Annotated in this window: 9 protein-coding genes; 5 read left to right on the forward strand and 4 right to left on the reverse strand. The window is 62.5% G+C overall.

All coding sequences use genetic code 11. From position 1 onward, the window contains the following. Positions 1-128 precede the first annotated feature (128 nt). Together DFR29_RS07960 and DFR29_RS07965 are read left to right on the forward strand one after the other, a co-directional pair. Positions 129-593: a hypothetical protein gene (locus tag DFR29_RS07960; RefSeq protein ID WP_133818052.1), complete on the forward strand. Its 465-nt coding sequence runs from the start codon at positions 129-131 to the stop codon at positions 591-593. Positions 594-1,079: 486 nt separating this feature from the next. Then, positions 1,080-1,403: a hypothetical protein gene (locus DFR29_RS07965; protein WP_133818053.1), complete on the forward strand. Its 324-nt coding sequence runs from the start codon at positions 1,080-1,082 to the stop codon at positions 1,401-1,403. A gap of 1,313 nt (positions 1,404-2,716) precedes the next feature. Here the strand turns inward: DFR29_RS07965 and DFR29_RS07970 are convergent. The 3 genes from DFR29_RS07970 to DFR29_RS07980 form a co-directional block, all read right to left on the reverse strand. Next, entirely contained in the window at positions 2,717-6,577 is a 3,861-nt protein-coding gene (locus DFR29_RS07970; RefSeq protein WP_208113542.1) for a hypothetical protein, read from the reverse strand. 201 nt (positions 6,578-6,778) lie between these two features. Beyond that, positions 6,779-7,630 carry an ImmA/IrrE family metallo-endopeptidase gene (locus tag DFR29_RS07975; protein ID WP_133818055.1) on the reverse strand — a complete coding sequence of 284 codons (852 nt, stop codon included), beginning with the start codon at positions 7,628-7,630 and terminating at the stop codon, positions 6,779-6,781. Between the two features lie 4 nt (positions 7,631-7,634). Then, a complete protein-coding gene (locus tag DFR29_RS07980) occupies positions 7,635-8,003 on the reverse strand; it encodes a helix-turn-helix domain-containing protein (RefSeq protein WP_133818056.1) in 369 nt (122 codons plus the stop codon). Between the two features lie 450 nt (positions 8,004-8,453). Between DFR29_RS07980 and DFR29_RS07990 the strand changes: the two genes are divergently transcribed. The 3 genes from DFR29_RS07990 to DFR29_RS08000 are packed head-to-tail and all read left to right on the forward strand — an operon-like array spanning position 8,454 to position 11,199. Next, complete coding sequence (locus DFR29_RS07990; protein WP_133818058.1) at positions 8,454-9,728, forward strand: nucleotidyltransferase domain-containing protein; 1,275 nt, start codon at positions 8,454-8,456, stop codon at positions 9,726-9,728. Continuing rightward, positions 9,725-10,183 (forward strand): type II CBASS E2 protein, encoded by a 459-nt coding sequence (locus DFR29_RS07995; protein ID WP_133818059.1) that lies wholly within the window; start codon positions 9,725-9,727, stop codon positions 10,181-10,183. The genes DFR29_RS07990 and DFR29_RS07995 overlap by 4 nt, the downstream gene beginning before the upstream one ends. Then, positions 10,180-11,199, forward strand: a complete 1,020-nt coding sequence (locus tag DFR29_RS08000; RefSeq protein ID WP_133818060.1) for a CBASS cGAMP-activated phospholipase — start codon at positions 10,180-10,182, stop codon at positions 11,197-11,199. The genes DFR29_RS07995 and DFR29_RS08000 overlap by 4 nt, the downstream gene beginning before the upstream one ends. Before the next feature lie 742 nt (positions 11,200-11,941). Here the strand turns inward: DFR29_RS08000 and DFR29_RS08005 are convergent. Beyond that, positions 11,942-12,193 carry a hypothetical protein gene (locus tag DFR29_RS08005; protein WP_133818061.1) on the reverse strand — a complete coding sequence of 84 codons (252 nt, stop codon included), beginning with the start codon at positions 12,191-12,193 and terminating at the stop codon, positions 11,942-11,944. Positions 12,194-12,391: the final 198 nt, after the last annotated feature.

Raw genomic sequence — 12,391 nt, forward strand, 5'->3', positions numbered from 1 at the left:
GCGTCTTGATCTCCGTGGACCAACGACGAGGAAGACCGGCCCACACGGAGTCGCTCCCATCGGCGGCCATCAGGTGGAGAACCGGACGAACTGCTGGCCGACGCTCACGGCCGACAAGCGAGGGATTCATGGGTGGCTACATCGGGATGGACATGAACCATGGATCGGTGCCGCATACCGTCGTCGGCGCGCTCCTGGGCTTGATCCTCCTGGGGTCCTACGTCGTCGGCCGCGCTGGATCCCTGGCGAAGTTCCGCAGCCGCCGAGCACCAGCTGGGACGTTCGCGGCGGGCTTGCACGGCGTGCGTTTGCGCAACGGCAAGGTGATCGCGGCCTCGCGCATCCGCCGCCTCGTCTATCGCAACGTCCAAGACAGCAGCGTGATGCTGTTCGCCGCAGGAACGGGCATGACCGGTGGTCTTGCCGCCGCCGGTGCCGCACGCCACGTTGCCGACGCCAACGCCTACGCGCCCATTTCCTACCAACTCGAACTGGAAGCCGATGGCCGCACGATTCCGATCGTCGGCAGCCTTACCATGGCTACCGCGCAGGCGTTGTTCGAAGACGTGTCGCGCGCGCTCAACCATCGCTGAGTTGCAGCGCTTACCGCACGGCAACAACCGTAGGGTGGGATCAGGTCCTCAACACGATGGTTCGGGTCGCTGAATCGTTGGCGAGGGTGGAAATCGCCCAACCGGGCAGGAATTGGGGCGCCCGTGTGCTCATCCGTCCTGGCGTGCAGGCACGCAGCTACAACGATCGACGGAGCTCGCGAGTAAACCGCCCCCGCACCGGCCGGCGATCCTGACGCTGGGCATCCCGCTGAGCCGCACCGCGTTTCGATCGTGAACCGGCGAGGTCGCTGACCGCTGACTGTTCGCTCCCGGCGTCGACCAGAACTGCGACCTTGTCGCAGGTTCGTGCCTCGACAAACTACCGGGCGGGACTACAGTGGTCCGTCCCAGTTGGAGAAGACCGTGCTGCCAACCGTCGCCACGCGCGTTCGCTCCGCCCGCTCAAGGGCACACCGAATCACGCCCCGCGGATCGCCGCGAAGCGACCGAAGCCTGCTCCGATGCATGTCGCGCTGGGAACTGGAGAAAGCGTTCGGCGAACTGGTCGCGATCGCGCCTCCTCGCTCAACGCGAACGCTGGCTTGGCACGATCCGGTACGGCTGCAGCAGCAGATCGACGCCATCGCGCGCCAAGTCGGGACGAAGCCTCTGCTGCCCCGAGTGCGGCGGTTCCTCGACGCCTGGCGGGATGCGTCCGACGACGTCCGACGGTGGTCGCTGCGGGCGTGGCAGGTGAGCTGCGTGTGCGCCGTCGAAACCGTTTACACACCGCCGGTCGACCGGCAGGGAAAGCTCCGCGCTCGGCCCTCGGCCGCCGTGGCTCGATAGTGGCTCGATAACGGTAGGGCCGCCCGCTCGCCTTCGCCGCGCGTCAGCCGCGTGCCGCACGGATCGTGGAAGGGGAACGCCAGGGGTGCGGAGGACGAGCCCTGTGCGTCGGCAGGACAGCCTACGGCGGCGCGCGGGGCCGGTGGACCGGCACGACTCGCTGCAAAATCAGGAGTCATGGCAGCTCCGGAAACTGCGCCGGGGGGGCGTTACGGGTGTGGCCTGGATTTCTCGTGGGTAGGACAGCTCCCAGCCTCCCGACCAGCCCTCCTGAGAACTAATCGGGCATCGGAAAAACGCTGACGCGTGATGAACGACGGCGGCGCACTCGGGTTTCGAGCGGCGGAACCGCCGGTGCGCCGCCCTAGCCTGCCGTGGCGATGTCCGAACCGGGATCGGTGACGACATGGGTGCCGTCCTCGCTCACGGTGCCGCGGCGCAGGGGATGAACGCGGCGAGGTCGTGGTCCTACTGCTCGTCCTGTCCACCCCGGGTTTGCGCGGGCAACGCAGGTTAGAGTTTCAGCGACGTAGACGCCCAGCTTGAATGCATGGGCTGATGAAGACGCCGTCCCCATCCGAACTGGATGGGGAGTGAGCCCATCGGTCGTGCCGCGTCCTGCTACGACTTCAGGTGAGACGCCCGTTACGACGAGCTCGTGACGCACCCAGTAGCCGCTGGAAGTGCGCGCGCTCCGCTGTTCACACAACGGCGAATTACTGGGTGCGTCTGCGTGGGCGGCGGCGCCCTTGCCCAGGGGGAATTTCTCCGGCAAAAACTATCTGCAGCCCGAGATCTCCTGAAGCTCGATCCGGACAGGGAACGCGGGGGCTTCGCCGGCCGACGCCGCTCTGCAGGAAGGCGCTAGCAAACGAGGGCTCTGTTCTCACTTCAAGTTGGTGTTTCAGAAACCATCGATTTTCCGGCAGTTGCAGCAACCTACCCCCGATCCGTTATCAGCTTTTCAAGGGCACGTACCCTCGACCAACTTGAGGTGAGAACAGAGCCGCAAACGAGGATTGAGCGACTCTAACCCACCGCGTCCGCGGTGCGTCGCTCAAACGGCTCTGCCGCTTCGATGAGGCGCTGGCTGCCTACGAACAGGCCCTAACGCTGGAAGACAAGCTGCGCGTCAAGCTTTCGTGGCGCTGCGTCCGCCCACGTCTTGGCGTTCGACCGTAGAGCACCGCGGCGCCGTGCAGGCGAACCGCGGGTGATGAGGCGCCATCACCCGGATCGCGGTCGACATCAACCCGGCCGGTCGGGGCTGCATGCTGCATGACGATCAACGGCCGGCGGAGGCAAATCCGCAGCTACAAGCTGATCCTCTTCTCAGCCGCCTGACGATCTTCCCATTGCGCGTGGAGCAGCCAATCCTTAGCGCTCTCCCGAAGTACGTGCGCGGTCCTCGGCCATTGGTCCTGCAGTTGGTCCGCCCAGCCGTCGGCTATCAGTGCGCGCGCCCGCTCTGATTCTCCACCGCCGTCCGCGGACCTTGTATGCGCACCGCGCTTGTTGAACAACTCGATCACGATGGCCGACTCCATTTCGTCGTTCGCCAACGCTTCGATGAAGTCCCGGGCAACCCGATGCGGCCACATGTTGTCGTCCGAATCATCCGGACTGCAAGCCAAGAGCTTACCTATCTCGCGGGCAGCCACGCCAACGCGTCCAACCTGGCTCGCACGACGAAGAACTTCCTGAGCCCAACTCAACATGCTCTGACAGCCCAGACCACTCTCGGCGTTGAGCCATGGAAGCCGCCGCCAAGAATCCAGCAACTTGTACGCAATCTCCGCCTTGGCGCGCAGATTGGCCTCAGCATCGGACTCATCGGATTCATCGGGCTGGTCCACCGCTCCGCCCTCGTCATCCTTGATTTCATCGTCCGCGCGGTAGAGATCGCTCAGCACTTGCACGAAGAACTCGGGGTTTTCAGCCATGTGGTCATGAAGCGCGAACTCACGCGCCGCGCCGTATGCATGGAGGGCGGGAAACCAGTGGTATTCAAGAGCTCCGAGCTCTTCGAGGCCAACATCGGCTCGCGCCCTTAGCGCTTCGAAGATCTCGCCCAACCAATACCTGTCGATGTGTTGCGCCCTCTCGGGCTGCGCAATGACTTCTTCGAGCGCTCCAGCGAGCAAGCGCACGAGGGCCGTGCTTTCGCTCTGCTCCAGCCGACCCCCAACGAACGGGATCAGATCCACGCTGCGTCCGTGCTCCATCATGCGCTCGACGGCTTCGGCAACGAGAGCCTCGTCGTCGCTTCGCACAAACGCATCCCGCGATGTCCAGTACGCAGACTGCACTTCCGCCGATTTCGACGCGACGAGGTTGAGCAACGCGTGCGTGTCGTCCCATGCGCGCAACAAGGCAGCGAGTTGAACGGACGTCGCGCCTCGACGCTCCGCGTTTTCTACCAAACCCTGACCCCATGAGAGGCCAAATCGAGAAACGCCGATTCCACTTACCAGCGACGAAAGCCACGCAATCCGATCGTCCCCATCGAAGGTGGATAGAACGAACGCTGCGACCGTCTCTGGCGAACCGGTCCTGACAATCGATGGAGCAAGCAATCCCGGTGCCTTAGCCTGGCGCGAGAGCTTGATAAGGGCCTCAGCTCCCTGCAACACGATCTTGGCCACGGCATCGTCCCTCTGGCCTTGTCCACGCGCGCGCCGCTGCTCCGATGTTTCTTTCGGGTCCATGCGCTCGAGCAACGTTGCGTCGAACAGATGACGGTAGAGGTCGACCGGGTCGCTCGGCTCGAAACGGGCGGTGGTGGCGTTGATCTTGTCGACCATGGCAACAGGCATCGCCCACCCCGCTGACGCGTAGGCACGATGCTTGGCAACGAGCGCCGACAGCGCGTCCCACAAGGACGTGTCCTGGCCTTCGGCTACGAACGTCGAGCGCTTGCAGTCGATCTCTGCCAAAAGCGCATCGAGCTGTGCTTCGTTCTTGATGCTTGCAACCGCCTTGATCAACTTGATCCAGCGTGTCGGATCGGTTCCTGCCAAAGGCGTAGCGATTTGCACGACGAACTCGTGGTCGCACGCTTCGGATTGGTAGGTTGTATCAGGCCTTTGCGAAGATCCGGACTCCCGCCACTTCGGTTCCGCGGTACCGAACGAAATGCCTTGCTGTTCCGGAAGCAGCTTGGCAAGTAAGGTCCACGCGATGCTCGGAAACCCGGCGCAGAGCTTTTCCAACGCACGGTGCCTTGCCGTATGCGAAACGTTGGTATGCGGCGCCCAAGGGAGAAAGATCCGAGCCAGGGAGTTGATGGGGCGGTTGTTCAGTCGGCCACCCGGATCGATCTCGGCCAGTAGGGCGAGCAGCCGCGTGGCACGAACGAAATAGGCGGGGTCCCAAGCCAACACCTCGAGCCCACGCAGGGTGCCGAGATAGAACGTTCGACCGAAGACCGGATTGTCGCTGCCCTCGAAAATTGGGGCCAACTTCGCGCTGTCACCACCGGTCAATGTTTCAAGAGCCGAGAGAAAAGGGAGGGGCGCGGCCTCCGCCAGATCCGGCAACAGCGAATCGAGGCTTGCAAGGGTCTGGTAGTCAAGCGCCAAACCCGGCAAATCCTGCACCACGCCATCCGCAAAGTGTTGGGCGGAAAAACTTCGATCCACGTAGGTGAGGTTCTCAGCGTTGATGGCGATCAGACGCAGCACTTCAACGATTCCCCGACGCAGGGACGACGAGTACTTCATGCCCTTCCCTTCGATCCGAGCGTAGGCCCGCCGATCGGCAGGCAGATCAAGGGCCGGATCCCGCTCGCCAAGAACTGTGATCGCCGCGTCGCGGAACCGGCCAAGATGGGCTCGGGTGATCACGCGGTGTTCGATGCCGATCTGCCAGAGATCGGCGGGGGCACTGAGCGCCGTGAGATCGCCTTCCCTGCGAACCGGGGAATCATCGAGGTAGAGCACGTCGCGGATACCTTGCTCTACCTGCTCGTAGGGGGAGCCGGCGAGTTCGGCGACGATCTCGCCATCGGCAGCGCTCAGGTGCATCCACGCACCGCACAAAAGTGGCCCGAGCAGGCGGCTCAGTTGTTGCGGTGTCGCCCAATCCGGTCGCCGAGAGTGAGCGAGATCACGAATGCGGTAGAGCACGGTGATGCTGCAATGGCATTTCCCCGCCGTGGTTCGCGCCTCGCTCTCGTGCAGCCCCATGTCTTGCAGCGCCTGGACAAACTCGTGCCGCTTTGGTCGGCGCAAGTCGATCAGAGCGCTGTTGTTTCCGCGCGCGGTGTGCGAGCTACCGTAGGCCACCGCCACGGTGTGGCCCCGCGCCGCAAGCCGACTCGCAAGATCGATCGCGCGCCCCAGCACAACGACGAACAACTTTTGGTCGGAATCGGTCAGATACGCTTCCGATTCTGGCTTGGTGATCACCACGCCCTTGGCGAGCAAGGCGGCGCGATGCGGCGCTTCCTCAGGGAGCATCAACACCGACGCTGCCACGAAAGCTGCTGCTTCGTGGGGTGAGTCGGCTTTGACCCGGAAAACCTCACCGCGCACGGCCGACTGGATTGTTCTTTCGGCATCGGCGTCGCGGTTGAGCAGCAGGAGCCGCTCACTCATACGAGGAGAGATGCCGTGGCGGTAGTCGTCCCAAAAGGCCTCGATGCTTTTCATGTCCACCGACGCGATTGCCATCTCGCGAGCGAGCCATGCGCGGACCGTGGGGCTGTGGTCCAGCCAGTCCTCGAGATGATCGGCATCGAAGATTTTGACGTCCTTCCACACCCCTCGAGCACGCTGCACACATTCGAACCCGTCGCGATCCAGGCCGCCGTCGGTGTGCCACCGCCGCATGCTGAGCGCCACGAAGGTAACTTGCGAGCGATCCACATCAAGATAGCGGTCGCATGCGTCCGGCTTGCTCCGTTTCTCGAAGTCGCGCCGACCTTTCTTTGGCGGATCCTTTTCGGTGGAAAGTTCCCATACGGAGACCCCTGCGGGGACGTAGGGTGGCTTCCCTTGTGCTCGCAGCACGCCGTCGGCCCCCGGGCGGAACGTCGATTCGCCGGAGGGAAAAAATACATCCTCAATGCTGTCGGCGGTTGCCCGGATGAGCCGCCGAACCAGCTCCGGCAGCAACCTCTGGGCGGGGCTCCTGGAGGCGAAGTCTTCGAGTTGCTGAGCGCTTATTTTCACAGGGAGCCTTGGCTCTTGTCCGGATGCATCCAGAGTATCCTGCGAAGCTTGTCCTCTCGAAACAGACGCCGGGGCATGGGCTCTGCGTTGTGAACACCTGAGAACAGCCGGGTGCAACCCGGCCGCTGTCCGTAGCGAGTGGGAAACCCGTACGGTGGACCTAGCGGCTCACAGCCCGGTTGCCGTTTCAGCCTGCTGGGATCAACGCTTCGGCCAAGGCAGATGGCCGGTCAGCTCGGGCAGCAAGTCCTCGCTTTCGTCTCGGTCCGCCGCGCCCCGCTGGGAAGGTCCGACCCTTTCGAAGGTGAGGAGCGAAAGGGTTTGGTTCCATGCGCGCATGTGCAGCGCTTCTTCGCTGCAAGCAAACTGCATCGCTGCGTCGCTCGAACTCCAGTCGGAACCGTCCAGTTCTACGCTTTCGAGGGTCGTGTCGCGCGCCAGGGCTCGCGCGGCGGCCGAGGCAGCGGGGACCATCCCACCTTGGATGAAGATGCGCTGCTCCCTGAGCGCCGCCGACATGATCGCGCTCTGCACGCGACCACCTTCAGCAAAAACGTAAGCGATCAGCTCACGTGAGGCGCGCACGTAACTCGAAGCAACGCAGGGCCGTGATGCCTGAAAATGCGCGGAAAGCCGCTGCACCGTATCGACGCAGAACGGTGCGGTTGCTGCCAGCGAGCGAATCAAATGCGTCGGCACCAAGCACTCGGCGGCAAACACGTCGCACAGCTTTTCCTCCGGAGGCCGCCCGGAAAAGCGTTCCAGTTCACTCGCAGGAATTGTGGCTCCGTGGTTCGACGGCAAATCCAGGACGTGGTGTGCCAGTTCGTGCAGGACCGTAAACCTTCGGCGGAACGGGTCGTCGTTTTTGTTGACGACGATGAACGTCTTCGCCCCTTTGCGGAATGTGTTACCGGCCTCGCCTTCGGCAAGCTGGTCGCTCTCCTTGACCTCCATGTTGTGCGCAGAAGCCAACGCAATCACGTCCACGGGCGCCGAACTGATCCCGGCTACCAGCTTCCGGGCACGGGTGATGGCCGTGAGTTCGTCCATCGGCCTAGAAGGACTTCACCATCTCGATCAAGCGCTCCCACCCGGGCTGATCGGTGGGCCGGTTGCCGCGGAAGCTCATCGTGGCGACCGGCTCGACGTCCTCAATGGCGATGTCGGGTCGCTCCACGATCAGGGCAAAGAGCTGGTCGTCGATTTCGGTTTTCAGGAGAAGGCTCACGATCTCATGCTCCCTGGCCGACAGTTCCAAAGCTTTGGCGAGTTTTTCAACCGTCGCCGCGGACGGAGCGTCGCGATCGCCCTTCTCGAGGCGCCAAATATAAACATGGCTCAGATCGCTCGCGCGTTTCTCCAACTCTCTGAGACTGAGCCTTTTTTTATCCCGAAGATCCGCAATGTAGCGCCCGAAATCCACTTAACACCTCGTCAGGCTTGAACCCATAATCCGAAGAGTATAGGCTCGTTGCCCAAGTCAGTAACACCCACCGCCCCACAGGGCGGTTTTTTAGACAAACGGTGTTGCCTGGCTCTGAAACAGCCCCGCCGCAAGGCGGTTTTTTGAACCCCGACCGTTGCCTGAAACGGTAACGAGGAGATGCGTGCGATGAGCAAAACGAGCGGGTTGAAACCAGGCCAAGCGGCTCCGGCCTCCGGCCAATACCGGATCCAAGGCCCCCGCGGAGGCAACGGGCCGGAACGGACGGTGGTTCGGAACGAGCCGTTGCCGCCCACCCCCAAGCCGAACTCGACCTACAAACTGGTCGATCGCACGAAGACCAAATGACCCCGTCATGGCTTCGCGGCCGCCGACGCGAAAAACGTCGATCGGCTGCGAGGTCCCTTTCACGCTTCGATGGAGGACCCTATGAACACGTTTCCTACCAGCGGGCTTCCTTTGTCGGAGCCGATTGATTTCCTTCTGGCCGATGTGGCCATACGCGTACAGTTGAGTGCGACGAACCACAAGCTCGCCGTGGCTCGCTACGAGGCTGTGAACAAATGGATTGAGCGGCCGGGAAGCCCTCTTGAAGGCTGCGTTGATGTTTTCTACGCGCAAGGCTCGATGGCGATCGGAGCGACGATCGCGTCCAAACTGGTGCACGATGAGTTCGACATTGACCTCATTGCGCAGCTGAACCTGCCCGCCGACACCCCGCCGCATCGGATGCTCGATCTGCTTGAAGCAGCGATTCGCGGCGAACCTGGTTCGCGCTACCACGAGATGACCGTGCGGTGCACGCGCTGCATTCAGATCCGGTACGCGGACGGCATGCACTTGGACGTCACCCCCATGGTGCGGCTGGCCCATCTTCCGGAACGATGTGGCTTCATCTTCCATGCGCGGCACCGGCACGAAGATCGCGATGACCGCCGGATCGTTGCGAACCCGTGGGGTTTCGCGCAATGGTTCATGGAGCACACGCCGGCTGAACTGGCCTTCGCCAACGTTTTTGAAGCGCGCGCTGCGGACTACGAGGCAACGCTCTTCGTCGCCAAAGCCGAATCAGAACCTGTTCCGGATTTGGTCGCTCCGCACAGGAAATCGATGGCGCTGATCGCGTTGCAACTGCTCAAGCGTTGGCGCAATGTGCAGTACGACCAGCGAGAGGGCCGGTGTCCGCCCTCGGTCGTGCTCGCGAAGTTCGTCGCGGACAACGCCAACTGCACGCGGACCCTGTCGGAAGAACTGCTTCATCAAGCAAAGCAGCTCAAGCTTGCGTTCGCACGCGCCCAGCTGACCCGGGAGTTGATCGTGGTGAGCAACCCCGCCTGCCAGAGCGACGTGTTCACGGATCGCTGGCCCGAGGGGCTGGAGGCGCAAGGCGCCTTCCTCAGCGACCTCATGGTGCTGGTCCGCAAGCTGGAACAGCTGACGGGCGATTGCGATCTCGCCACCATGCAGCAGATCCTGTCGGATCTGTTCGGCGAGCGCCCCGCCCTGGAAGCGATCCGAGCGTTCAACCGGCGGGCCGGCCTGGCGATCGTGCAGGGCGAATCTCGGCACGTTCCGGGGAGCGGTCGCTTCGACATCGCCGCCGGCGGGTCCGCAGCGGCCGCCACCGCCATTACGACGGGGGCGGCGGCGGCCAGCCGCGTGACTCCGAAGCACACGTATTTCGGAGGACCGGCACCCCGATGACGATGTCGATGGAAAACCAGATACGCCGCATGCTGCAGCTCTACCCCGGGTTCGAGATCCGGCTCAACGGTGGCTGGCACGTCGTCTGGGAGGGAAGCTTAAAGCCGTTCGCCAAAACCTACCGCGTCCAAATTGCGCTAACGTTGAAAGACTGGATCGACGACATGCCGGTGCGATCGCTGTATCCGCAAGTCTGGCTGATGAACCCCACGCTGGAAATCGTTTCCGAACAGGCACCCGATGTGCTGGTCCCGCACATCTACCTGAACACCTCGGACGCGCGCCGCTCGACACTGTGCCTATTCGACCCTGCACAGCGCGAATGGACGCGCTCGATGGCGATCGCTGAAACCACCATTCCGTGGACCATCGACTGGCTGGCCAGCTACGAGGGATGGCTGGCCACCGGTGAGTGGACGGGTGGTGGTCGCGACCATACGAGACCGGCGGCATGATTACCCCCCTGCCCGCTCCAAGATCGTCGGGCGCACTGAAGCAACGCCGCGTTCAGCAGCCCTGGCCGCGTGATCGCGAGTTCCGGATCCTCTCGATCGACGGAGGGGGGATCAAGGGTATCTTTCCAGCGTCGGTCCTCGCCGAGCTCGAGGAACGCTACCTCGGCGGCGGCTCCATCGGCAGCCATTTCGACTTGATCACCGGAACCTCCACAGGCGGCATCGTCGCCCTGGGTTTGGCCATCGGCATGCCTGCTCGCGAGATCGCGGATCTCTACATCGATCGCGGTTGCGGCATCTTTCCGCCGTACCCGAAGACCCTGCTCGGCCGCCTGCGGGGTCGCTGGGACCGCCTGCGCAACGTTGTGCTCAGCCGTTACGACCGAGCAGCACTCACCGCTCTTGTGGACGAAACGTTCGGCGAACGCCTGCTCGGCGTCGCCAAATGCCGGCTGTGCATTCCGTCCACCGACGGTCGTCACGGCAACGTATACATCTTCAAGACACCGCACCATCCCGACTACACGAAGGATCAGCACGAACGGATGGCCACCGTCGCCTGCGCGACCTCAGCTGCGCCGACGTTCTTCAAGCCCTTGGAGTCCGGAGGGTACCGGTTCGTGGACGGCGGCGTTTGGGCCAACAACCCGATCATGGTGGGGCTCGTGGACACTTTGGCCTGCTTTGACGTTGATCGCCACAAGGTCAGGATCCTGAGCCTTGGTTGCGGCGACGAGCCCTACACCGTCAGCGAGCGGATGCTTCGGTGGGGCGGACTGTGGTCGTGGCGCACCGTGATCGACGGCGCCATGGCGTTCCAGTCCGAGAACGCTCTGGGCCAGGCCAAGCTGCTGGTCGGTGCCGAGCGCGTTCTGCGCCTGACGCCGACGGCAGTTAGCCCGCCGATACTCCTCGATGACTGGGCTCGGGCCAGAGAGCTACTTCCCGGCGAAGCAGTTCGGGTGGTTCTCGACCAGGGAGAAGCTGTTCGTGAAGCCTTTCTTGCCCGCGCCTGATTGGGGCCGCCGCGAGGGTGAACCGCCCAGGTTTTTGAGACGGCCGTCAGCCGTCCACACACACGCTATCGAGGACTCGATGAGTAAATACAACTCCCGCAGGAGTGCCTACGGCTATCGAACTGCGTTGCTTGTCTAAACTTTCGGGCGGCAGTGCGTCACGGACTCGAGTCCTAAAATTCGCCGGATTGATGCCGGTTTTATCGTGCTTTACGCCTTCTAACTTCGTTGGCCCAAACACTGAAAGCTTTTTCGATGACGGCAGTGATGGCGAAAGCATGACCCATCAGCGCGTTCGATTTCCGACCTACGGTGGCGTTCGTCTGCGCCGACGCACCAGGAGCACACTCACCAAAATACTCAAGGGTGAAAGGTACGCTCACTATACGGTTGGTCTTGAATCGTGTTGAGGCATCCAGGCCACTGTCCCCAAAGTTCCTATGGTTCTGATCGAATACGAAGTCCCACGGGTATTCAACCTCGGAACTTGGCGGTTTTGAGGTGCCGGGAATCACGGTTAAAGCCAGCGGGTGCCCACTCTCATCTGGGAGTACGGTCTTGATGAAAGCAGGGCGGTATTTTGGTCCGGGGGGCGGAAAATGGATCGGTTGTCGACCTTCCGGGACCAAGCACCAAACGATCATTCCAGGTTCTGGAACAAAGCCGAGAGGATCGTTCTCGGCAGGCTGAGCTGGATGAGCAGCCGGGAGCACTGGTTGCCCCTCAGCATCTGCCATGTCGGTTAGAGGCCCAGCAAATCGTATACATCTTCGGTGTTGCCGAAGTGTTTGGCCGTCCGGCGCTGTTCCGCGGTGGGTCGCCACGTGGAGCTCACAATGAGGGGGGCAAGTTCTACCGTCGTCATGTCCGGCTGGGGAATCGCACGCTCGTCACGAAGCGTTACCGATACGTTCGGCGTGGCTGCATAGGAAACGAGAGCAGGCCCTAACGTGGAGACGAACCCCATCGTGCGATTGTTGCTCTTTACGGACATTGCGATTCTCCTGTTGACAGCGGGATTATAACATGGCAAGCAATTTTTGGGCCGCCCTTTTCCTAGAGTGCGACGAATCGGCGCATTGTCAAGTTGGCCCTGTTGATGTTGGACGATGATGCGTTGGAACAACCACGTCGCACCCCACCGTGCCGCAGCGCCGGCAACGCCGGTCCGGCACCTTTAAACGATCCAAAC

The organism is Tahibacter aquaticus (genome assembly GCF_004363655.1).
Classification (GTDB): Bacteria; Pseudomonadota; Gammaproteobacteria; order Xanthomonadales; family Rhodanobacteraceae; genus Tahibacter; species Tahibacter aquaticus.